Raw genomic sequence first — 21051 nt, 5'->3', positions numbered from 1 at the left:
TTGGCCGCCGCCGAGCCTGACCTATGACAGCCGTCGTCATTTCCCAGCCGATGCTCTTTCCCTGGCCCGGTTTCTTCGAGCAGCTGATGCTGGCCGACGGCTATATCTATCTTGACGATGCACAGTTCTCGAAGGGTAGCTTTACCAACCGCATCCAGCTCCTGGGCGGCGAGGACCGAAGCTGGATGACGGTACCGCTTGCCGGCAAGGGAAGCTTCCAGAAGATCCGGGACCTCTCCGGCACCGCCGACAATTGGCGCGCCAGCCATCGTTCGCTGCTGCGCCAATCGCTTGGCGGAGCGCCCTATATCGACGATGCACTGGCGATATTCGACGAAGTCTATGCCGCAGAATGCCTCTGCGACCTGCTCATCGCCAGCATCGAGGCCCCTGCCCGCTACATGGGCATCGGCATTGAACGCCTCGTCCAGCGCTCCAGTGACATGGCGGTGGAGGGAACGTCGTGGCAGCGGGTCCTCGATCTGGTGCTGCAAGCGGGAGGAACGCGCTACCTGACCGGGCATGGCGCGGCCAAGTACCTCGATCACCAGGCATTCGAAGCCAGCGGCGTCCACGTCGAGTATATGAATTACAGCTGCACGCCGTGGCCCCAGCCCCGCGAAACCTTCACGCCCTATGTTTCCGTCCTGGACCTCATTGCGCGCACCGGTCCCGATGCGCGCAAGTATTTGATACCGAAGACCATTTCGTGGCGGGAATTCCTGAAGGAGGAAGCAAGCGTATCATGAAGAACGGCACCATCATTTCCGAGAGCGCGCGCCAGGAATTCGAAACCAAGGGTTATCACGTCGTCCCCGGCTTCTACGACGTTCAGTCGCAGGTCGCGCCGATCCAGGAAGGCATCCGTCAGATCCTCGAGCTCCTTTGCAAGAAGTATGGGGTCGATGCGCCGACCGGCACGGCACACGAGGCGATGACGATCGCCTATCGCAAGCTGATTGCCGTCAATCGTTCCTGGGGCGGCGAGGTCTATGACGCGGTGAAACAGATCCCCGCCTTCATGCGGCTCGTCAGCTCCTCCGCCAATGACGATGTCTTCAGGGCGCTTCGCCCTGAGAGCCTCCCGGGGCTTGCCGCCGGCGGTTACGGCATCCGCATCGACAATCCCGGCGAAGAGAAGTTCCGCGCGCAGTGGCACCAGGAATTTCCCTCGCAACTGCGCAGCGTCGACGGCGTCGTCTTCTGGACGCCCTTGCTGCCGGTCACCGCAGACATGGGTCCCGTCCAGATTGCCGAAGGCTCGCAGGCTGAAGGGTTCGTTCCGGTCTATGAGGACGACGCCGGCGCTGGAAAGACCGGTGCCTATGCACTGCATCTCCACAAGGGCGAGGAGCGCCTGGCCCGCTACAAGCACGTTGCCCCGCTGAGCAAGCCCGGCGACCTGATCCTGATGGATTTCCTGACCCTGCACCAGTCCGGCCACAACGTCTCGCAGACACCGCGCTGGAGCATCCAGTTCCGCTACTTCAATTACGCCGAACCGGTCGGCATTCGCATCGGCTGGAAGGGCTCGTTTGCCGCCGGCGTAAAGTTTGCCGACGTTCTGCCCGAACTGGTCGCACCGCAGGGAGAACCGGCATGACCGCCTGCCGGGTTTGCAACGAACATATCGCGGCTCCGACCTACGAGGTGCCGGCGCCGTCGCTGACGTCTATCATGACTTTGCTCGACGTGCCGACGCGTGTCTTCGTTTGCGGGGCCTGCGGACATGCCCAGAGCGACGACGTTCCCGATGTTCAGGCCTTCTACGACACCGGCTACCGAATCTCGCTCAGCAGCGAGAACCATGACCAGATATTCTCGGTCGCGGCCGATGGTGCGATCACCTACCGCACCGACCACCAGGCAGCGCTGGCGCTGCAGTTGCTCGACTTGCCGGAGGGCGCGTCGATCCTCGACTACGGCGCGGCCAAGGCCGATACGCTGCGAAAGATGACCGTCGCCCGCAGCGACCTGCGCCCTCATGTCTTCGACGTCAGCTCCGATTATGCGCCGGCCTGGCAAGGGTGGGTGCCGGAGCAGGCGCAAGCGGTCTATTCGGCTCCCGCGACCTGGCGTGGGACGTTCGACGCCGTCATGAGCCACTTCGTGATCGAACATGTGGAAGACCCGGTCGGGTTCATGCGCGCCGTGCGAGAGCTTCTGCGTCCGGACGGCACGTTCCTGTTCTCGATCCCTGATGTAGCCGGCAACCCCGGCGACATGGCGGTGGTCGACCACCTCAACCATTTCAGCGACGCGTCAATTGCGCATGCGCTTGCAAGCGCCGGCTTGCAGTTGCAGGTCATCGACAAGACGTCTTTCCCCGGCGCATTCTTCGTCGTGGCGAAGCGTGTTGGGGAGCCGGCGAAAACGGCCGTCTCCTCAAAATCCGCCAGCGACGCGGCCACCGAAGCTCGCGACATCTGCGCCTTCTGGGAACGGGCGTCGGCAACGCTTGAGGGTGGAGTGGAACGCTACTCCAAGCGCAAGGTCGCGATTTACGGCGCTGGGTTCTACGGTAGCTGGATCTATTGCCGGATCGGCCAGGCCGTCGACGTCGTGGCGTTCCTCGACCGCAACGAAAACATGAAGGGCGCCATGCATTTCGGCATCCCGGTCCTTCCGCCCGAGGAACTGCCCGAGGACGCCGAGGCGCTGTTCATCGGCCTCAATCCGCTGAAAGCCCGCGCTGCCATCGCCGCGCAACCCTGGCTGCAGCGCGCTGGGCTCGACCACGTCTGGCTCTGACGGGAAGAGATCGCAGGAGCCGGGGCGGGACGGACACGTCCGACATCCCGCCCGGCATTCAGACTTCAAAGAACGTCACAGTTTTGATCGAACGGCCCTCCTCCATGAAACCCCGCATCCTCTACACCAAGCCCTCAATCACCGACCGCGAGGTGGCCTACGCCACCGATGCGGCGGCCAATGGCTGGGGCGAGCGCTGCTACGACTACATCAACCGCTTCGAGGCGACCTTTGCCGCGCATCTCGGTTCGACCCACGCGATCTCGACATCGAGCTGCACCGGCGCGCTGCACATGGGCCTTGCCGCACTCGGCGTCGGACCCGGCGACGAAGTAATCCTTGCGGACACCAACTGGACGGCGTCTGCCGCGCCGATCGTTCACCTCGGGGCAAAGCCGGTATTCGTCGACGTGCTTGCCGACAGCTGGTGCATCGACCCGGAGAAGGCGGAAGCGGCAATCACCCCAAGGACCAGGGCGATCGTCGCCGTCCATATCTATGGCAATCTCTGCGACATGGACCGGCTGCTGGAAATCGGCGCGCGGCACGGCATCCCTGTCGTCGAGGACGCCGCCGAAGCGCTCGGCTCGGAGTGGCGCGGACGCAGGGCCGGATCGCTCGGCGCCTTTGGCGCCTTTTCCTTCCACGGCACCAAGACGGTGACCACGGGCGAAGGCGGCATGTTCGTCACCAGCGACCTGAAGCTTTACGAGAAGGTGCTGACGCTCTCCAATCACGGCCGGGCGCGCGGGCAGAAAAAGCAGTTCTGGCCGGACGAAATCGGCTTCAAGTACAAGATGTCGAACCTGCAGGCTGCGGTCGGTCTGGCGCAGATCGAACGCGTCGGCGAGCTGGTCGATCGCAAGCGCGCGATCTTTTATGCCTATCGGGACCAACTTGCCGGCGTCAACGCGATCGCGTTGAACCCGGAGCCGGAGGGAACGAAGAACGGCTTCTGGATGCCGACGGTCGTCTTCGCGCCGGAAACCGGCGTGACCCGGGAGACACTCCAGGACGCCTTTGCGGTCGAGAACATCGACGCCCGCGTCTTCTTCTGGCCGCTGAGCTCGCTGCCGCCTTTCGAAGAGATGCCGGCCAACACCAATGCCTACGACCTGCCCGGCCGGGCAATCAACCTGCCGAGCTATCACGACATGACGTCCGACGAGATCGGCCGCGTGGTAGAGGTCCTGCGCGGCTGCCTGGCAGCCTGACGGCAAGCACTGATGGGAGACCACCTCCGCGCAAGGTCACCAGGATATTAGAACCTTGCAATGCGCCGTGCCGAGGGCAGGCGCAAATACGGGGCGCCGCATGAAAATCGTCATTCTCGCAGGTGGTTACGGCACGCGCATCTCGGAGGAGAGCCACCTCCGGCCGAAACCGATGATCGAAATCGGCGGCCGGCCGATCCTGTGGCACATCATGAAGATCTACAGCCACTACGGCTTCTCGGACTTCGTCATCTGCCTTGGCTACCGCGGCTACATGATCAAGGAATATTTCGCCAACTACGTCCTGCATTCTTCCGACGTCACCTATTGCATGGCGACGGGCGAAACCCTGTTTCATTCGAACAAGGCCGAGCCCTGGCGCGTGACACTGGTAGACACGGGAACGGACTCCATGACCGGCGGACGCCTGAAGCGCGTGGCCGACCATCTCGGCGATACGTTCTGCCTCACCTATGGTGACGGCGTTGCCGACATCGACATCAAGGCGCTGACCGACTTCCACCGCCATCATGGCCGCCAGGCGACGGTCACCAGCGTGGTCCCGCCTGGCCGCTATGGCGCGCTTGCCGTCAGCGACGGACGGGTCAGAAGCTTCATCGAGAAGCCGGCCGGCGACAACGGCCACATCAATGGCGGCTTCTTCGTTCTCAACCGTTCGGTGCTCGATCGCATCGAAGGCGATCACACGCCGTTCGAAGCGGAACCTCTGGAGGGTCTCGCCGCCGAAGGCCAGCTGATGGCCTTCGAGCATGCGGGCTTCTGGCGGCCGATGGATACGCTGCGCGACAAGAACCAGCTTGAAGAGCTGTGGCAAAGCGGAACGGCCCCCTGGAAAGTCTGGGCATGAGCAGGCTTGCAGACCCGTCCTTCTGGGCCGGAAAACGGGTGATGCTGACGGGTCACTCCGGCTTCAAGGGAAGCTGGGCCCGCCTGTGGCTCACGCAGATGGGCGCCGAGGTGACCGGCTACGGCCTGTCGCCGGCGACCGCCCCCTCGCTGCACGCACTGCTCGGATCTGAAACGGCCACGAACGAACATTTCGCCGACATCCGCGACGGCGAGACGCTCGCATCCGCCGTCCGCGCTTGCGACCCGGAAATCGTCCTTCACATGGCGGCCCAGCCCCTGGTTCGGGAGAGCTACCGGACGCCGGTCGAAACCTTCGACGTCAACGTCATGGGTACGGTTCGCCTGCTGGAAGCGGCGCGCGCGGCCCCTGCCCTCAAGGCCATTCTCGTCGTCACCACTGACAAGGTCTACCGCAACGACGAAAGCGGCCGGCATTTTCCGGAAGACGCCGTGCTTGGCGGCCACGATCCCTATTCCGGTTCGAAGGCTGCCAGCGAGCTCGTCGTCTCGACCTGGCGGGATTCCTATCTGCGTGAACGCGGCATAAGGGTGGCCACCGCCCGCGGCGGCAACGTGCTCGGCGGCGGGGACTTTTCCACCGACCGGCTGGTTCCCGATATCGTCCGCGCCGCCCTTTCGGGCGAGACGCTGGACATCCGCAGTCCGATGGCGACGCGGCCCTGGCAGCACGTGCTCGACTGCCTCAACGGCTACTTCGTCTATGCCGAGGCGCTTCATGGCGGAAAGACCGATGTGGCGGCGCTGAATTTCGGCCCGGCTCCCGACGAGCGACAGATCCCGGTTCGGGACGTTGCCGCCGCCATCCAGACCGCAATGGGCTTGCCCACGCAATGGCGTGACGCGTCATCCGAGGACCAGCCGCATGAAATGAAGACGCTCGGCCTCGATCCGGCACTTGCCGGACGGACGTTGTCATGGGCAACCCGTCTATCGCAGGACGAGGCGATCGCCTGGACCGCGCGCTGGTATGACGGCTGGCGCCGCGGCGCCCTCGCCCGTGATCTGACACTCAGCCAAATCGACGCATTCATGAGAGGCTAACGACTTCGATGTCCCACAACTGCCGTTTCTGCTCGACACCGCTCAAGACCGTCGTTGCCGACCTGGGCTCCACGCCCTGGTCCAATTCCTTTCTCGAACCGACGAAGGAAGCCATCGCCCGCGAGCGATCGTTTCCGCTGAAGGCGATGGTCTGCTCCGAGTGCTTGCTGGTGCAGACGACGGAAAACGTGCCGGCCGACGAAATCTTCACCGACGGCTACGCCTACCTCTCTTCCTTCTCGACAAGCTGGCTCGAACACGCACGCCGCTATGCCGAGAGCATGACCGAGCGCTTCGCGCTCGATGACAATTCGCAGGTCGTCGAGATCGCCTCGAACGACGGCTATCTGCTGCAGTATTTCGTCGCCAAGGGCATCCCGGCGCTCGGGATCGAACCGGCCGCCAACGCGGCAAGGCTCGCCGAGGAGCGGAAGGTTCCGACCGAGGTCGCCTTCTTCGGACGGGAGACGGCAACCGAACTCGTCAAGCGCGGCATTCGCGCCGATCTCACGGCGGCCAACAACGTGCTCGCCCATGTGCCCGATATCGCCGACTTCGTCGGCGGCTTCGCCATCCTGCTGAAGCCCGATGGCGTTGCGACGTTCGAGTTCCCTCATCTGCTGCGCCTCATGGAAGGCGTGCAATTCGACACGATCTACCACGAGCACTATTCCTATCTGTCGCTGGCGGCGGTCGAACGGATCTTCGAAAGCTCCGGCCTCAAGGTCTTCGACGTCGAGGAACTGCCAACCCATGGCGGCTCCTTGCGCGTCTACGCTCAGCTGAGATCCGGCGTGCGCGAGACCACGCTGGAGCTCGAGAGGCTCAGGGCGACAGAGGCGCTTGCCGGGTTGATGCGCATGGAAACCTACAAGGCATTCGACGACCGCATCGCCGCCGTCTGCAAGGATTTTCAGAACTTCCTGGCAAACGCCAAGGCCGAGGGAAAAACCGTAGCCGCCTATGGCGCCGCAGCAAAAGGCAACACATTCCTCAATGTCTGCGGCCTGTCGCCCAGCGAAATCGCCTTCGCGGTCGATCGCAACGACCTGAAGCAGGGCAAGCTCCTGCCGGGCACACATATTCCGGTGCACGCGCCGGCGGTCATCGAGGATGCAAAGCCCGATTATCTCGTTATTCTGCCCTGGAACCTGAAGACCGAAATCGTCGCCGATAACGAGGCGATCCGCGACTGGGGCGGCCGCTTCGTCGTCGCCATTCCGAAGCTGAGCGTCTTCTGATCTTCGACGCCGGGAAGTGTGGACAATTCTTCAACCGGACCGCGTTGAACCGCCTGAAATCGACTTTATTGATCGCCTTAGGTCGCTTTGCCGTAAATTCGGTGACTTTGCCGTAAATTCGGCACGATTTAAGTGAACGTCGGGGGTGGCGTGGGTATTGACGGTTGAAAAAAATGCACCCAAGGAGGTGCTATGTCCACTATTGACCTATGCCTCGTCGCCACCCGGCGTCCGGACCTGCTTGCGCAGACGCTTGCGAGCTTCCGGGACAAAATCTTTTCCAGGCTCGACCTGCGCGGCGCCTATCTCAATCTCGATCCGATTTTCGGGTCTGAGGAGGATCATCGCGCCTGCGTCGAGATATTCCGCAACCATTTCCCCGACGGTACCGTGTTCCAGCCCGAAAGCCCGGGCTTCTGCGCAGCCGTCGCGAAACTCTGGTCTGCCACCAGCGCCGACTACGTCTTCCACCTGGAGGACGACTGGATCTCGCTGAGGGACATGGGCGAGGAACTCCTGGCGCCCTTCGCCGATCCGGCGATAAGCCAGGTATCGTTCCACACGGCGGACCAGAATTGGGACATCCGCCGCAAGGGCCATTTCCATCGGCGCAACGAATACGCGTATCTCTTCGGGATCAAGGTCCCGCTGTTTCGCACGTTCCCGAAATTCACGACGTCGCCGTCCGTCCTTCGCGGTGATTTCGCGCGGCATTGTGCCGGTCTGATGGACCTCTCGCGCGATCCGGAAAAGCAGTTCTATTCGGGCGTCAACCCGGCAATGGAGGCCTATGTCGCCAGCCGTCGCAACTACATCTTCTCGCCCGAGGCGCAGCCGGTCATCAAGGATATGGGCCGGGAATGGCGCGAGCAGCGGCGCATCCAGAAGGTGATCACCGACTCGACCTCGGTCTGGCGGCAAAGCGCGTAAGCGGCCGGGCCTAGCCCGGATGCTTCGAAACGAAGCGATACAAGCGGGACGACGGCCCCGCTTGTATCGGTACCGTCACGCAGTCACGGCAGCGTCCTTGCGCTGAAAGCCCTTGCTCGCGACCATGAGGCTGCGCGTGTAATCCTCACCGATACGCCCGGCGACGAGGTCCGCCGAGGACAGGCGCTCGACGACGCGTCCGCCCTGCATCACCGCCAACCGATCGCACATATGGGTGACAACGCCGAGATCGTGGCTGACCATGATGAAGGTCAACTTATGGTCGCGCCGGACCTGTTCCAGGAGGTTCAACACTTCGGCCTGCACCGAGGCGTCGAGCGCCGAGGTTGGCTCGTCGAGAAGCAGGATCGATGGTTCGAGAATCAGAGCGCGCGCGATCGCGACGCGCTGCCGTTGACCGCCCGAAAGCTGGTGCGGATAACGGAAGCGGAAGCCCGACCCGAGGCCGACCTCATCGAGCGCTTTCAGAATGCGCCGCTCGCCATCGGCCACGCCATGGATGGCCAACGGTTCCAGCAATTGCCGGTCGATGGTCTGGCGTGGGTGCAGCGAGCCGTAAGGATCCTGGAAGACCATCTGCACGGCGCGATAGAAGGCCTTGTCGCGCTTGGCGCCCTGGAGAACGCGATCGTGCACGCGAATGGTGCCACCCGTGACGGGCGCGAGGCCAGCAATCGCCCTAAGCAAGGTCGACTTGCCCGACCCGGACTCGCCGACGAGCCCGAAGGATTCGCCCGGCGCGATCTCGACGCTGACGTCGTTCAGCGCCTTGAACGCGTCATAGGTGACGGAAAGGTTCGAAACGGAAACGGCTGAGGTCATTGGGCCCACTCCGGCTTGCGGTCGAGAACCGGCAGGGGATGACGATCGGATCCGATCGCCGGCATGCAGTTCAGCAAACCTTGGGTATAGGGATGCTTGGCATTGGCAAGCTCGGACGCCGCCAGTTCCTCGACGATCCGGCCGGCATACATGACGATCACGCGGTCACAGAAGGACGACACGAGCCGCAGATCGTGCGACACGAAGACCAGACCCATGCCTCGATCGGCGACGAGCTTGTCGAGGATGCCAAGCACTTCGAGCTGTACCGTCACGTCGAGCGCCGAGGTCGGCTCGTCGGCGATCAAGAGTTCCGGTCCGGCAACCAGCATCATCGCGATCATCGCGCGCTGCCCCATGCCGCCCGAAACTTCGTGCGGATAGAGATCGTAGACGCGCTTCGGATCGCGAATCTGGACGGCAGCGAGCATGTCGAGCGCCCTTTCCCGGGCTTCGCCGCGGCTGACGTTCTCATGCTGCCGCAGCGTCTCGACGATCTGCCGGCCGATGCTCATGACCGGGTTCAGCGAATACTTCGGGTCCTGCAGGATCATGGCGATGCGCTTGCCCCGGAGATCCCGGCGGACCTTCGGAGATGCCGAAAGCAGGTCGATGCCATCGAAGTTCAACTGCTTTGCCGTCACCTGCGCATGACCAGGCGTCAGCCCCATGATCGCCCGGCCGGTCTGCGACTTGCCGGAGCCGCTTTCGCCGACGATGCCGAGGCGTTCGCGGCCGAGCGTGAAGGAGACGCCGCGCACGGCCTCGACGAGTCCGGTGCGGGTCGGGAACGAGACCTTGAGGTCTTCTACCGTCAGAAGCGCGCTCATTGGCCGCTCTCCCGCGGATCGAGCGCATCGCGCAGGCCGTCGCCGAGCAGGTTGAAGCCGAGGCTGACGATCAGGATCGCGATGCCGGGCATGGTTGCCACCCACCATTGATCGAGGATGAAGCGACGGCCAGACGCGATCATTGCGCCCCATTCCGGCAGCGGCGGCTGTGCGCCAAGCCCGAGGAAGCCCAAGCCCGCGGCCGTCAGGATGATGCCGGCCATGTCGAGCGTGACGCGCACGATCAGCGAGGACATGCACATCGGCATGACGTGACGGAAAACGATGCGGATCGGCGACGCGCCCATGAGCTGCACGGCGGCGATGTAATCGGAATTACGCACCGTCAGCGTCTCGGCGCGGGCGATGCGCGCGTAGGGCGGCCACGACGTAATGGCAATCGCGATAACGGCGTTCTCGATGCCCGGTCCAAGAGCGGCGACGAAGGCGAGCGCCAGAACCAGCTTCGGGAAGGCGAGGAAGATATCAGTGATGCGCATCAGCACCGCATCGACCCAGCCGCCGGCATAGCCGGCGACAGCGCCGACGATGAGCCCGACAGGTGCGGCGATGACCGCGACCAACAGCACGACGGCGAGCGTCAGCCGCGAGCCGTGGATCAGCCGCGAAAGGATGTCGCGACCAAGATCGTCGGTGCCGAGCAGATAGCCGGGGGTTCCCGGCGCCATCAGCCGCGCATTGGCGAGATCACCGATATAAGGCGAATGCGGCGCCAGGAAGTCGGCGAAAGCGGCAACGAAGACCAGCGCCAGCAGGATGAGCAAGCCGAGAACGGCGAGCTTGTTGGCGGCAAAGCGCTGCCAGGTCATGTAGGCGCGACCGAGGCGGGCCTGGGTGCGTGACTGCGGTCGGTCGGACAAGAGCCACTCGCGGCGCGTCATCGGACGTGTCTGGGTAACGGTACTCATCGCTGGCGCGTCCTCGGGTCGAGCGTCCGGTAGAGAAGATCGGACAGGAGATTGATGCCGATGAAGACCGAACCGATAATGATGGTGCCACCAAGCACGGCGTTCATGTCGGCATTCTGCAGCGAGTTGGTGATGTAAAGACCAAGACCCGGCCAGGCGAAGACGGTTTCCGTCAAGACCGAGCCCTCGAGCAGGCCCGCATAGGAGAGCGCAATCACGGTCACCAGCGGCACGGCCGCGTTCCGCAGCGCATGGCCCCAGATGATCCGGGTCTCGGACAGGCCCTTGGCGCGCGCCGCGACGATATACTCCTGCTGCAACTCGTTGAGCATGAAGCTGCGCGTCATCCGGCTGATATAGGCGAGCGAGAAATAACCGAGCAGCGAGGCCGGCAGGATGATGTGGCGGAACACGTCCCAAAGCACATCCCATTGCCTCTGCCACAGCGCATCGAACAGGTAAAAGCCGGTGATCGGCGTGAACGTATATTCGAACACGATGTCGATACGGCCGGGATAGGCGACCCACTTCAGCCGCGCGTAGAAGACGAGCAGCGACAGGAGCGCCAGCCAGAAGATCGGCACGGAATAGCCGACGAGGCCGATCACGCGCACGATCTGGTCGGCGATGCTGCCGCGCTTGACCGCGGCAAGCACGCCGAGCGGCACGCCGAACAAGGCGCCGATCAGCGTGCCGAGCGTTGCGAGCTCCATGGTCGCCGGGAAGACGCGGCGGATGTCGGTCATGACGGGATTGGTGGTCAGCACCGAGACGCCGAAGTCACCGGTCAGCGCCTGGCGGACATAGATGAAGAACTGTTGGTAGAGGGGCAGGTTCAGCCCCATCGCCTCGCGCGTCCTTTCGACGACGTGCGTGGGCGCCCGGTCGCCGAGAACGGCCAGAACCGGGTCGATCGGGATCACCCGGCCGATGAAGAAGGTAACGGCCAGAAGGCCGAGATAGGTGGTGACGACAACGACAAGAAAGCGCAGCACCGCTGCCACGATCTTACCGGGACGGGCGCGTTTGCGCCCGTCCACTGTCCCTGTTGCGCTCATGCTCAAGGGAACGATCCTTTCGGTTTATTCCTTCGAGACGGCTTACTCTTTGGTGATGCCGGCGACGAAGTTGGTGTCGAAGCTCGGACCAAGCTTCAGGCCCTTGACGTTGCCGCGATAGCCGGCGACTTCGGTCTGCTGGAAGATGATGACGAACGGGCTTTCGCCAAGCACCGTCTTCTGCAGTTCCTTGTAGGTCTCCGCACGCTTGGCGCTGTCGCGCTCGAGCAGTGCGTCCTTGGTCTTCTTCGTCAGCTCCGGAACGTCCCAGGCATTGCGCCAGGCAAGGGTCTTGTTCTTGCCTTCGTCGGAATTGTCAGGGTTGCTGGTGAAGGTTTCCGCGTTGGAGTTCGGATCGAAATAATCCATGCCCCACTGACCGATATACATGTCGTGGTTGCGCGCACGGTACTTCGTCAGCGTCTGCTTGCCGTCGCCCGGAATGATTTCGAGCTTCACGCCGGCCTGGCCGAGCGTCTGCTGGAAGGATTCGGCAATGCCGGTGACCGGCTGGCCGTTGCGAACGTCCATGGTCACGGTGAAGCCGTCGGCGAGGCCGGCCTTGGCCAGCAGTTCCTTCGCCTTGGCGACGTCGAGCTTGTAGGGGTTCTCGTCGAGAGCACCCAGAACACCCTTCGGCAGGAAGCTCTGGTGGACCTCGCCGATGCCCTTGATGAGGGTCGAACCGATGGCATCATAGTCGACCAGATACTTGAACGCTTCGCGCACTTCGGGCTTGGCAAGGTTGGCGTTCTTCTGGTTGAGGCTGATGTAGTAGACCGTGCCCTTCGGCGCGTTCGTCGTGGCGAGGTCGGCATTCTTCGAGACGGCGTCGTAATCACCCGGCTCCAGATTGCGGGCGACATCGATATCGCCGGCTTCAAGCGCCAGGCGCTGGCCCGAGCTTTCCTTCATGTGGCGATAGATGACGCGGGCGAGCTTGGCCTGTTCGCCGTAGAAGTTGTCGTTGCGCTCCAGCACGATGACTTCGTTGGCGCGCCATTCGCGCAGCTTGAACGGGCCGGAGCCGGCATAACCGGTCTTCAGCCATTCATTGCCGAAGTCGTTGTCGTACTTGTACTCGTCCGTCGGCGTGACCGGCTTGACGTTTTCGAGCACGAGCTTCTTGTCGAGGACGGCACCCACGGTCGCCGTCAGGCAGTTCAAGACGAAGCTCGGGGCATAGGGCTGGTCGACGGTGAAGACGAAGGTCTGTGCGTCCGCAGCCTTGGCCTTTTCCGTCACGTTGTCGCCGGTAAGGCCGAACTGGGTGAGGATGAAGGCCGGGCTCTTGTCGAGCTTCACGGCGCGTTCGAACGACCAGGCCACGTCCTCGGCGGTCACCGGATTGCCCGAGGCGAACTTCAGGTCGGGCTTCAGCTTGAACGTATAGGTCAGGCCGTCGTCGGACACGGTCCAGCTCTCGGCGAGATCGCCGACAACCTTGGTCGTGTCGTTGATGTCGAGGCGCACCAGCATGCTGTAGGTGTTGCCGGTGATTTCGGCCGCGGTCAGCTCGAAGGCTTCGCCCGGATCCATGGTGATGACATCGTCGATCGCGAAAGCCTCGACCAGCGTATCCTTCGGCGTCTCGGCAAAGGCCGGTGCAGTCGTGGCCATGACCATGGCCAGCGCCGCCGAAGCGGTCAGAAGACGCAGACGTCCGTTGAGCTTGTGCATCATTTTGCAGTTCCCTCGTTTGTGCCCTTACGGGCTCTTCTTCATGGTTCAGGCGGCCTCGTGCCAAGCCTGCCCCAGAACTCTCCACCAGTTCTCCCGGCATATCTTTGCCAGTTCGGCGTCACCATATCCGGCGCCCCTGAGCGCCGCAACGAGCGCCTGGCTGCCGGCCGCATCAGCAATCTCCTCGGGGATCGTCGCCCCGTCGAAGTCCGATCCGAGCGCGACGCAGCCGATGCCCATGCGCTCGACGAGATAATCGACATGGCGAACCATGTCGGAAAGCGGCGTTGCGGCATTCTCCTGGCCATCGGCGCGCAGCATCGTCGTCGCATAGTTGAGCCCGACGAGACCCTTGCTTTCCCTGACGGCATCGAGCTGCCTGTCGGTCAGATTGCGGGCGACCGGCGTCAGCGCATGCGCGTTCGAGTGGCTGGCGACCAGCGGCTGGTCGGTCGTCTTTGCGACGTCCCAGAAGCCTTTCTCGGTGATGTGCGCAAGGTCGATCAGGATGCCCAGGCGGTTGCAGGCACGCACGAGCTCGAAGCCCGCGTCCGTCAGTCCGGGCGCCGTGTCCGGAGACATCGGATAGGAAAACGGCACGCCATGGCCGAAGACATTGTGCCGGCTCCAGACAGGTCCGAGCGAGCGCAGGCCCGCGGCATGGAAGGTTTCAAGCGCCGAAAGATCGGCACCGATCGCCTCGCAGCCCTCCATGTGCAGCACGGACGCAAAGACGCCCTTCTCCACGGCGCGGCGGATCTCGGCGGTCGAGCGGCAGAGTTTCCACGCCCCTGCCCGGTCGAGCCGGACGGCGATGTCGGCGAGCTCCATGGCGACAGCAAGCGACGGCAGGTGCTCGAGCGGCGCCGAAAGCGGTGTTTCGTAGTGGCCGTTCTCGTCCGGCGGCTGCAGGACCAGATCACCCGAGGGCACGTAGATCGCCGAAAGGCCGCCGACGAGACCGCCCGCCTTGGCGCGCGGCGCATCGATATGGCCCTCACCGATGCCGTCGACGAACTCGCGCACCGGATCCTGGCCCTTACGGGCGTTCTGCCACAGACGCAGAAGCACGTCGTTATGGCCATCGAAAACCGCCTGCATTCCTGAATTTCCTTCATCATTTCAGGGAGATCGGACGGGCCGTTCGGGTCGCGTCCAAGGGAAAGTCGACGCGATGCTAGTGAAAGCCCAAAGCCTTTTCAATGAATATCAGGGGGTTTTACCCAGCCCTGCCTGTAGCGAAATGTTGCATGATTGCCGCATGCTCGACGGCAAACGCAGCGCCGATAGGCGCCCGAGGCCGGTCGAGGGGTGAAAATCCTGGCTTTCTCATGCATGGAGTGGCCGGCCCGAATGTTCGGGCTGTCGCGCCGCATGAGGCGGCATTGGGGGTTGCTTGCTGCGTTCGTCTTCTCTCGCGGGCTCGAAGGGATACTGGATCCATATCGCGGCGACTTTCGTCCTCGCCGTCGCACTCGTCGCCTGCGCCGGCCGTCCTGTGGGCGTGCTCGTCCCGTCGGGCACCACAGGCGACGCCTCCCAGGTTGACCTGATGGTCGCGACCACGCGCGCCCCCGCAGCAGAACCGGGCGTGCTTTTCAGCGGCGAACGGTCGGAACAGCTTTCCCTGACGGAGATCGTCGTTTCCATCCCGCCCGAGAAGAACCGCGCAGTCGGCCAGGTGCAGTGGCCGAAGAAGCTTCCAGCCAATCCGGAGCGTGATTTCTCGACCGTCAGCGTCACGCCGCTCAATGAGGGCAACGACGTCCAGAGCTGGCTGAAGGGCAACATGCCGAAGACCCGCCGCGTGCTGATCTTCGTGCACGGCTTCAACAACCGCTACGAGGACGCCGTCTACCGTTTTGCCCAAATCGTGCATGACAGCGGCACGGACGTCGCCCCTGTTATCTTCACCTGGCCCTCGCGCGCCAGCATCTTCGACTATAACTACGACAAGGAAAGCACCAACTATTCGCGCGACGCGCTGGAGGAACTGCTCAGGCGCGCATCGAGCAATCCCGCGGTCGGCGAAATCACCGTCATGGCCCACTCCATGGGCTCGTGGCTGACGGTCGAGGCGCTACGTCAGATGGCGATCCGCGATAAACGCATCGCGCCCAAGATCACCGACGTCATCCTGGCATCGCCCGATCTCGACGTCGACGTCTTCGGCCAGCAGATCCGGGCCATGGGCGACAAGCGGCCAAAGTTCACGCTGTTCGTGTCGCGCGACGACCGGGCGCTGACCTTGTCCAGGCGCATTTCCGGCAACGTCGACCGCCTCGGCCAGATCGATCCGACCGCCGAACCGTATCGCACGCAACTGGAGCAGGCCGGCATCAGCGTCATCGATCTGACCGCGCTGAAGGGCGGCGACAAGCTCAACCACGGCAAGTTCGCCGAAAGCCCCGAAGTCGTGCGCCTGCTCGGCAACCGGCTGATTGCCGGCCAGACCGTGACCGATTCCGATGTCGGGCTCGGCGAGCGCCTGGGCGCTGTCACGCTCGGCGCCACGCAGACGGTCGGCAGTGCAGCCAGCCTTGCGGTATCGACGCCGATCATGATCTTCGACCCCAACACCCGCAAGAATTACGACGCGCAGGTGCGCCGTCTGGGTCAATCGATGGAAAACACGGTCGGCTCGGCAGTGACCCCTTGGACACCGCCGCAAAGTGGGGGAGCCGCGAAAAGCACCTCCCCCGACCGTCACTCTCGTTAGAGCGCCGTGCGTTCATACGAACGCACAAAGGACCCTTTAGACGGGCAGCTCGCGCCGCTCGGCTTCCGTCTCCATGGCGAGGTCGAGCACCTTCTGCAGGTTCGCGGCGTGACGGAAGCCCGGCTCCTCGGTCTTGCCCTTACGGACGGCCGCCACGAAGCGCTCATAGTTCGTCGCAACGGTGCCGGCATCGACATCGCGCCAGGTCGCGGTTTCGACGTCCGCCCCGAGGCAGGCGCGCAGCGTCGATCCATCCGGCGTGTGCACCACTTCTAGCGCACCCTTGTCGCCGTGTAGCCTCAGCCGGAGCTCATTGAGATGCCCGGTCGCCCAGCGGCTGGCATGCACGACGCCCATGGCGCCATTGCCGAACTCCGCCGTCATGACGAAGCTGTCATTGGCGTCGAGATCATACTCGCCGATGCGGTTATCAGGCGCCTTGTCGAAGGTTTTCAGCCGCGCGAAGATCCGGGCGGCGTCGGTGCCCGCGCCATAGCCCGCAAAGTCGAGGATGTGGATGCCTACATCGCCAAGCACGCCGTTCGAGCCGTGCTTGGTCGAGAGCCGCCACAGCCATTGCGATTCCGTTGCCCAGTCGCCCCAGGCCTTGGAAACGAGCCAGCTCTGCAGATAGGACGCCTCGAGATGACGCAGCTTGCCAACCTCGCCGGCAAGCACCATCGCGCGTGCCTTCTGCAGCGGCGCGACATTGCGGTAGGTGAGGTTGACCATGGTCACAAGGTCGGAACGCTCGGCGGCGTCGGCCATCTCAGCCGCCTTGGCGTAGTTCTCGGCAAGTGGCTTCTCGCACAGCACATGCTTGCCGGCGGCAATCAGCGCCAGCGTCGTCGGGTAGTGCGCCTTGTCCGGCGTCACGTTCGTCGCCGCATCGAACTTGCCCCAGGCGATCGCCTCGTCGAGCGAGGTGAAGGTCTTGGCAATCCCGTGCTTGTCGGCAAAGGCCTCTGCGCGCTTCGGGTCGACATCGACGGCGCCGACCATTTCGACGCCTTCGATCTTGGCAAAGGCCTGGGCATGGCTGTTTGCCATGCCACCGGTTCCAACTACAAGAAGACGCATGGTGCTCACCTGTATCCTGCTTCGCCGGCCTGGTGCAGCCGTGGGCCGCGCTCGACGATCGGCTCCAGCGCCTTTTCGACCGGCACGTTCGGCGCGTCGTGGATCGCCGTGTAGCGGTTGTCGGCGTTGTAGGCCCACTTCACCGAATTGCGCAGCACCTTCTGCACATTGGCGTCGTGATAGGTCGGGTAGGTCTCGTGGCCCGGACGGAAGTAGAAGATGTTACCCGCGCCGCGGCGCCAGGTGAGGCCCGAGCGGAACACTTCGCCGCCGGCAAACCACGAGATGAACACGGTTTCGAGCGGCTCCGGCACCGAAAACTGCTCGCCATACATCTCCTCGTTCTCAAGCACGAAGTTTTCGTCGATACCCTCGGCGATCGGATGGCGCGGGTTGATCGCCCAAACGCGTTCGCGTTCGCCGGCCTCGCGCCATTTCAGCGCGCAGGGCGTTCCCATCAGGCGCTTGAAGATCTTGGAGAAGTGACCGGAATGCAGCACGATCAGGCCCATGCCTTCCCAAACGCGCTTGGCGACCCGCTCGACGATCTCGTCGCTGACGGCACCATGGTCCTTGTGGCCCCACCACAAAAGCACATCGGTGTTGGCAAGACGCTCGACGCTGAGGCCATGCTCCGGTTCCTGCAACGTCGCCGTCGTCGCCTCGATGCCGCCTTCGGTGTTCAGCGCCGCCGCGATCGTATTGTGCATCCCGTTCGGATAGATGCTGCGGACGATCTCGTTGGTCTGCTCGTGGATATTCTCGCCCCAAACAACTGTTCTGATAGGCACGTTCATTCTCCTTGGGTGTTCGCCCGTCTCGGGCATGCCGTCTTACGATGTATGGGCCGCCACGCATTGGCGACCCAGGAGCTAGAAACCGTTCGATTGGGGGATATAGCCGGTCAGGCTGCCCCTCTCATCGGGGCGCGGCCAAGCGCCTGCCCCGACGCATCGAAGCGGTGGATGTTGTCGCCGACCGGTGAGATCTGCACTGTCTCACCCGGCCGGTGAAGCGACGTGCCGCCCTCCCGGACAATGACCGGTTCGCCGACGCCGATATCGAGATAGATGTAGCTGTCGGAACCGAGCATTTCGGAATGCACCACCGCTCCCGACCACCTGCCGTCGCCCACCCGGATCTCCAGATGCTCAGCCCTGATGCCGATCGTATGGGCATCGTAGGGCGCAGCGAGCGCGCCGGATAGGAGGTTCATCTTCGGCGAACCGATGAACCCTGCGACGAAGACCGAATTCGGGTTCTCATAAAGCTCCAGCGGCGTGCCGATCTGTTCGACCACACCATCCCGTAGCACGCAAATGCGATCAGCCAGTGTCATCGCCTCGACCTGGTCGTGGGTGACATAGATCATCGTCGTCTTGTGCATGCTGCGATGCAGCTTGGCGATCTCGATGCGGGTCGCAACGCGCAGCGCCGCGTCGAGATTGGAGAGCGGCTCGTCGAAGAGAAAGACCTTCGGATCGCGCACGATTGCCCGGCCGATCGCCACGCGCTGGCGCTGGCCGCCCGAAAGCTGCCGCGGCAGGCGCTGGAGATAGGGCGTGAGCTGCAGCATCTCGGCTGCGGCCTCCACCCTCTTCCTGCACTGCTCCTTGTCCTTTCCCGCAAGCTGCATGCCGAAGGACATGTTCTCGAACACCGTCATGTGCGGGTAGAGCGCATAGGACTGGAACACCATCGCGATGCCGCGCTTCGACGGCGTCAGCTGGTTGACCACCTGCCCGTCGAAGGACAGCGTGCCCGACGTGATCTCCTCCAGCCCGGCGATCAGGCGAAGGAGCGTGGACTTGCCGCAGCCCGACGGTCCGACAAAAACCATGAATTCGCCGGCCCGGATATCCATGCTGACGCCCTTGATCACCTCGAAGGCGCCGAAGGACTTGCGGATGTTGCGCAATTGAAGTTCTGCCATGATTTATCCCCTTATCCTTTGACGCCGCCGGCGGTGAGCCCGGAGATGATCCGTCGCTGAAAGATCAGGACGAGGATCACGAGCGGCACGGTGACGATGATCGATGCGGCCATGATGTTGCCCCACGGGATCTCGTACTCGCTGTTGCCCGAAAGAAGCGCGATCGCGACCGGCACCGTGCGCTGGCTGTCGGACGAGGTGAAGGTCAGCGCGAACAGGAACTCGTTCCAGGCGGCGATGAAGGCGAGCAGCCCGGTTGTCACCAATGCCGGCCACATCAGCGGCATGAACACTCGGGTAATGATGACCCAGGGCGTGGCGCCGTCGACGATCGCCGCTTCCTCGATCTCGACCGGCAGGTCGCGCATGAAGGTGGTGAGCACCCACACCGTGAACGGCAGCGTGAAGATCATGTAGGAGAAGATCAGCGCGAGCGGCGTGTTGAAGATCCCGACCGCGCGGATCAACTCGAACAGACCCGCAAGCACGGCGATCTGCGGAAACATCGACACCGACAGGATTGTCAGAAGCAGAAGTCCGCGACCGCGAAAGCGCACCCGCGCCAGCGCATAAGCCGCGGTGACCGCAAGCAGCAGCGACACGGCGACGACAATGGTCGCAACCATCAGCGAGTTGGCAAGATTGCGCAGGAAGCCGCTGCTCGTGACGATGCCGGCGTAGTTGTCAAAGGAGATCTCGGTCGGCCAGTAATCGACCCGGAAGAGTGCGGTTCCGGATTTGAAGCTCGTCAGTACCGCGTAGTAGAACGGGAAGACGGCCATGAGGATGATCGCAGCGACGAGGGCATAGAACGCCGAGCGCTTGGCAAGGGTGGCAACCATCAGCGATCTCCCTCAAGATTGACCCGGCCGAACCACATGTAGGCGACAGTGATCGCCGCGATGATCAGGAACAGCATCGTCGAGGCTGCAGCCCCATAGGCAAACTTGTCGAAATCGAACAGGTTCTCGCGCGCCAGCACCGACATGGTCTTGGTCTGGGCGTTGTTGGGTGTCAGCACATAGATGAGATCGAAGATGCGCAGCGCGTCGAGCATGCGGAAGATCACCGCGACCATCAGCGCCGGGCGGATCAAGGGCAGCGTCAGCCGCCAGAAGACTTTCAGCGGATGCACGCCATCGATCTTGGCCGCCTCATAGATATCCGACGGCACCATCTGCAGCCCGGCGAGGATGAGCAGCGCCATGAATGGCGTCGTCTTCCAGACGTCGACGATCAAGACCGCGATCATCGCCGTCTCCGGATTGGCCGTCCAGGCGATCTTGTGGGTGATCAGACCGAGGCCGAGCAGAAGGTCGTTCAAAATGCCGAACTGGTCGTTGAGCATCCAGGCCCACATCTTGGCCGAAACGATGGTCGGGATCGCCCAGGGGATGAGGATCGCGGCGCGCACCAGCCCGCGGCCCGGAAAATGGGCGTTGAGCACCAGCGCGACGACGAGACCGAGCACCGTCTCGATGGTGACGGAAAGGGCCGAAAACTTGAGCGTGTTCCAGACCGCATTCCACCATGCCGGATCGGCAAGCAGGCCGTTATAGACCGTGCGCCCGCTCTTCAGCGTGATCCAGGTAAAGTAGTTCTTGAAGCCGACGAACTCGGCGCCTTCGAGGTTGGTCAGCGACGCATTGGTGAAGCTGAAATAGACGGTGCGCAGCAGCGGCCAGCCGGCGACGAGTGCCAGCACCAGCAGCGTCGGTGCGAGAAAGATCCAGGCGGAGCGGACACGCTCGGCGTTGAGGTCGGAGCGGATCCGCGCCTGCTGCCCGAGGGCGGAAGGCGGATCTGCGAGGGAAAGGTCGGTCATGTCTATACTCACCCTTGCCATTCGGCACACGGCCGAGCGGTTGATCGGAGAGGAATGGCGGTGCTCGGTGGAGCGAAGGGAGG

General features: G+C 63.2%; 20 protein-coding genes. 9 read left to right on the top strand and 11 right to left on the bottom strand.

What is annotated here, in order from left to right; translation table 11 throughout:
* The first annotated feature begins 23 nt into the window (after positions 1-23).
* The 8 genes from XB14_RS02690 to XB14_RS02655 all read left to right on the top strand — a co-directional run bounded on the left by XB14_RS02690 (position 24) and on the right by XB14_RS02655 (position 8068).
* Positions 24-749: a WbqC family protein gene (locus tag XB14_RS02690; protein ID WP_077960077.1), complete on the top strand. Its 726-nt coding sequence runs from the start codon at positions 24-26 to the stop codon at positions 747-749.
* Positions 746-1603 (top strand): phytanoyl-CoA dioxygenase family protein, encoded by an 858-nt coding sequence (locus tag XB14_RS02685; protein WP_077960076.1) that lies wholly within the window; start codon positions 746-748, stop codon positions 1601-1603. The genes XB14_RS02690 and XB14_RS02685 overlap by 4 nt, the downstream gene beginning before the upstream one ends.
* Positions 1600-2751, top strand: coding sequence for a class I SAM-dependent methyltransferase (locus XB14_RS02680; protein ID WP_077960075.1), 1152 nt, complete (start codon positions 1600-1602; stop codon positions 2749-2751). The genes XB14_RS02685 and XB14_RS02680 overlap by 4 nt, the downstream gene beginning before the upstream one ends.
* A 104-nt stretch (positions 2752-2855) precedes the next feature.
* On the top strand, positions 2856-3965 hold the full coding sequence (locus XB14_RS02675) for a DegT/DnrJ/EryC1/StrS family aminotransferase (RefSeq protein WP_077960074.1): 1110 nt from the start codon (positions 2856-2858) through the stop codon (positions 3963-3965).
* A gap of 100 nt (positions 3966-4065) precedes the next feature.
* The gene (rfbF, locus tag XB14_RS02670) at positions 4066-4833 is read left to right on the top strand and encodes a glucose-1-phosphate cytidylyltransferase (protein WP_077960073.1); all 768 of its coding nucleotides are present in this window, start codon (positions 4066-4068) and stop codon (positions 4831-4833) included.
* Complete coding sequence (gene rfbG / locus XB14_RS02665; protein ID WP_077960072.1) at positions 4830-5897, top strand: CDP-glucose 4,6-dehydratase; 1068 nt, start codon at positions 4830-4832, stop codon at positions 5895-5897. The genes rfbF and rfbG overlap by 4 nt, the downstream gene beginning before the upstream one ends.
* An 8-nt stretch (positions 5898-5905) precedes the next feature.
* Complete coding sequence (locus XB14_RS02660) at positions 5906-7138, top strand: class I SAM-dependent methyltransferase (protein WP_077960071.1); 1233 nt, start codon at positions 5906-5908, stop codon at positions 7136-7138.
* Positions 7139-7330: 192 nt separating this feature from the next.
* A complete protein-coding gene (locus XB14_RS02655) occupies positions 7331-8068 on the top strand; it encodes a hypothetical protein (RefSeq protein WP_234803934.1) in 738 nt (245 codons plus the stop codon).
* 75 nt (positions 8069-8143) lie between these two features.
* Here the strand turns inward: XB14_RS02655 and XB14_RS02650 are convergent, their stop codons facing one another.
* The 6 genes from XB14_RS02650 to XB14_RS02625 are packed head-to-tail and all read right to left on the bottom strand — an operon-like array spanning position 8144 to position 14512.
* Positions 8144-8911 carry an ABC transporter ATP-binding protein gene (locus tag XB14_RS02650; protein WP_077960070.1) on the bottom strand — a complete coding sequence of 256 codons (768 nt, stop codon included), beginning with the start codon at positions 8909-8911 and terminating at the stop codon, positions 8144-8146.
* Positions 8908-9741, bottom strand: a complete 834-nt coding sequence (locus XB14_RS02645) for an ABC transporter ATP-binding protein (RefSeq protein WP_034793982.1) — start codon at positions 9739-9741, stop codon at positions 8908-8910. The genes XB14_RS02650 and XB14_RS02645 overlap by 4 nt, the downstream gene beginning before the upstream one ends.
* Positions 9738-10670 (bottom strand): ABC transporter permease, encoded by a 933-nt coding sequence (locus XB14_RS02640; RefSeq protein WP_077960069.1) that lies wholly within the window; start codon positions 10668-10670, stop codon positions 9738-9740. The genes XB14_RS02645 and XB14_RS02640 overlap by 4 nt, the downstream gene beginning before the upstream one ends.
* Positions 10667-11728, bottom strand: a complete 1062-nt coding sequence (locus XB14_RS02635) for an ABC transporter permease (RefSeq protein ID WP_077960068.1) — start codon at positions 11726-11728, stop codon at positions 10667-10669. The genes XB14_RS02640 and XB14_RS02635 overlap by 4 nt, the downstream gene beginning before the upstream one ends.
* 42 nt (positions 11729-11770) lie before the next feature.
* A complete protein-coding gene (locus tag XB14_RS02630; RefSeq protein WP_077960067.1) occupies positions 11771-13411 on the bottom strand; it encodes an ABC transporter substrate-binding protein in 1641 nt (546 codons plus the stop codon).
* A 45-nt stretch (positions 13412-13456) separates the two neighbouring features.
* Positions 13457-14512 (bottom strand): dipeptidase, encoded by a 1056-nt coding sequence (locus tag XB14_RS02625; protein ID WP_077960066.1) that lies wholly within the window; start codon positions 14510-14512, stop codon positions 13457-13459.
* 337 nt (positions 14513-14849) lie between these two features.
* On the opposite strand from XB14_RS02625, the gene XB14_RS02620 reads away from it, so the two are divergent.
* Complete coding sequence (locus tag XB14_RS02620) at positions 14850-16130, top strand: alpha/beta hydrolase (protein ID WP_077960257.1); 1281 nt, start codon at positions 14850-14852, stop codon at positions 16128-16130.
* 36 nt (positions 16131-16166) lie between these two features.
* Here the strand turns inward: XB14_RS02620 and XB14_RS02615 are convergent, their stop codons facing one another.
* The 5 genes from XB14_RS02615 to XB14_RS02595 form a co-directional block, all read right to left on the bottom strand.
* Positions 16167-17210, bottom strand: coding sequence for a Gfo/Idh/MocA family protein (locus XB14_RS02615; protein WP_077960065.1), 1044 nt, complete (start codon positions 17208-17210; stop codon positions 16167-16169).
* A gap of 5 nt (positions 17211-17215) precedes the next feature.
* The gene (locus XB14_RS02610) at positions 17216-18007 is read right to left on the bottom strand and encodes a ThuA domain-containing protein (RefSeq protein WP_419178558.1); all 792 of its coding nucleotides are present in this window, start codon (positions 18005-18007) and stop codon (positions 17216-17218) included.
* A 107-nt stretch (positions 18008-18114) separates the two neighbouring features.
* Positions 18115-19143, bottom strand: coding sequence for an ABC transporter ATP-binding protein (locus tag XB14_RS02605; RefSeq protein ID WP_077960064.1), 1029 nt, complete (start codon positions 19141-19143; stop codon positions 18115-18117).
* Between the two features lie 11 nt (positions 19144-19154).
* A complete protein-coding gene (locus XB14_RS02600) occupies positions 19155-19985 on the bottom strand; it encodes a carbohydrate ABC transporter permease (protein ID WP_077960063.1) in 831 nt (276 codons plus the stop codon).
* Complete coding sequence (locus XB14_RS02595; protein ID WP_077960062.1) at positions 19985-20968, bottom strand: carbohydrate ABC transporter permease; 984 nt, start codon at positions 20966-20968, stop codon at positions 19985-19987. The genes XB14_RS02600 and XB14_RS02595 overlap by 1 nt, the downstream gene beginning before the upstream one ends.
* Positions 20969-21051 lie beyond the last annotated feature (83 nt).

It is taken from the genome of Ensifer adhaerens (assembly GCF_002007205.1).
In the GTDB taxonomy this organism is placed as follows: Bacteria; Pseudomonadota; Alphaproteobacteria; order Rhizobiales; family Rhizobiaceae; genus Ensifer; species Ensifer adhaerens_D.
This window is presented reverse-complemented; position numbering and strand designations above follow the sequence as displayed.

Coding starts and splice junctions, on each gene's coding strand:
- XB14_RS02690 (WP_077960077.1), top strand. CDS start 24: ATGACAGCCGTCGTCATTTCCCAGCCGATGCTCTTTCCCTGGCCCGGT.
- XB14_RS02645 (WP_034793982.1), bottom strand. CDS start 9,741: ATGAGCGCGCTTCTGACGGTAGAAGACCTCAAGGTCTCGTTCCCGACC.
- XB14_RS02680 (WP_077960075.1), top strand. CDS start 1,600: ATGACCGCCTGCCGGGTTTGCAACGAACATATCGCGGCTCCGACCTAC.
- rfbG (WP_077960072.1), top strand. CDS start 4,830: ATGAGCAGGCTTGCAGACCCGTCCTTCTGGGCCGGAAAACGGGTGATG.
- XB14_RS02600 (WP_077960063.1), bottom strand. CDS start 19,985: ATGGTTGCCACCCTTGCCAAGCGCTCGGCGTTCTATGCCCTCGTCGCT.
- XB14_RS02635 (WP_077960068.1), bottom strand. CDS start 11,728: ATGAGCGCAACAGGGACAGTGGACGGGCGCAAACGCGCCCGTCCCGGT.
- XB14_RS02630 (WP_077960067.1), bottom strand. CDS start 13,411: ATGATGCACAAGCTCAACGGACGTCTGCGTCTTCTGACCGCTTCGGCG.
- XB14_RS02660 (WP_077960071.1), top strand. CDS start 5,906: ATGTCCCACAACTGCCGTTTCTGCTCGACACCGCTCAAGACCGTCGTT.
- XB14_RS02675 (WP_077960074.1), top strand. CDS start 2,856: ATGAAACCCCGCATCCTCTACACCAAGCCCTCAATCACCGACCGCGAG.
- XB14_RS02625 (WP_077960066.1), bottom strand. CDS start 14,512: ATGCAGGCGGTTTTCGATGGCCATAACGACGTGCTTCTGCGTCTGTGG.
- XB14_RS02655 (WP_234803934.1), top strand. CDS start 7,331: ATGTCCACTATTGACCTATGCCTCGTCGCCACCCGGCGTCCGGACCTG.
- XB14_RS02685 (WP_077960076.1), top strand. CDS start 746: ATGAAGAACGGCACCATCATTTCCGAGAGCGCGCGCCAGGAATTCGAA.
- rfbF (WP_077960073.1), top strand. CDS start 4,066: ATGAAAATCGTCATTCTCGCAGGTGGTTACGGCACGCGCATCTCGGAG.
- XB14_RS02615 (WP_077960065.1), bottom strand. CDS start 17,210: ATGCGTCTTCTTGTAGTTGGAACCGGTGGCATGGCAAACAGCCATGCC.
- XB14_RS02640 (WP_077960069.1), bottom strand. CDS start 10,670: ATGAGTACCGTTACCCAGACACGTCCGATGACGCGCCGCGAGTGGCTC.
- XB14_RS02605 (WP_077960064.1), bottom strand. CDS start 19,143: ATGGCAGAACTTCAATTGCGCAACATCCGCAAGTCCTTCGGCGCCTTC.
- XB14_RS02595 (WP_077960062.1), bottom strand. CDS start 20,968: ATGACCGACCTTTCCCTCGCAGATCCGCCTTCCGCCCTCGGGCAGCAG.
- XB14_RS02610 (WP_419178558.1), bottom strand. CDS start 18,007: ATGAACGTGCCTATCAGAACAGTTGTTTGGGGCGAGAATATCCACGAG.
- XB14_RS02650 (WP_077960070.1), bottom strand. CDS start 8,911: ATGACCTCAGCCGTTTCCGTTTCGAACCTTTCCGTCACCTATGACGCG.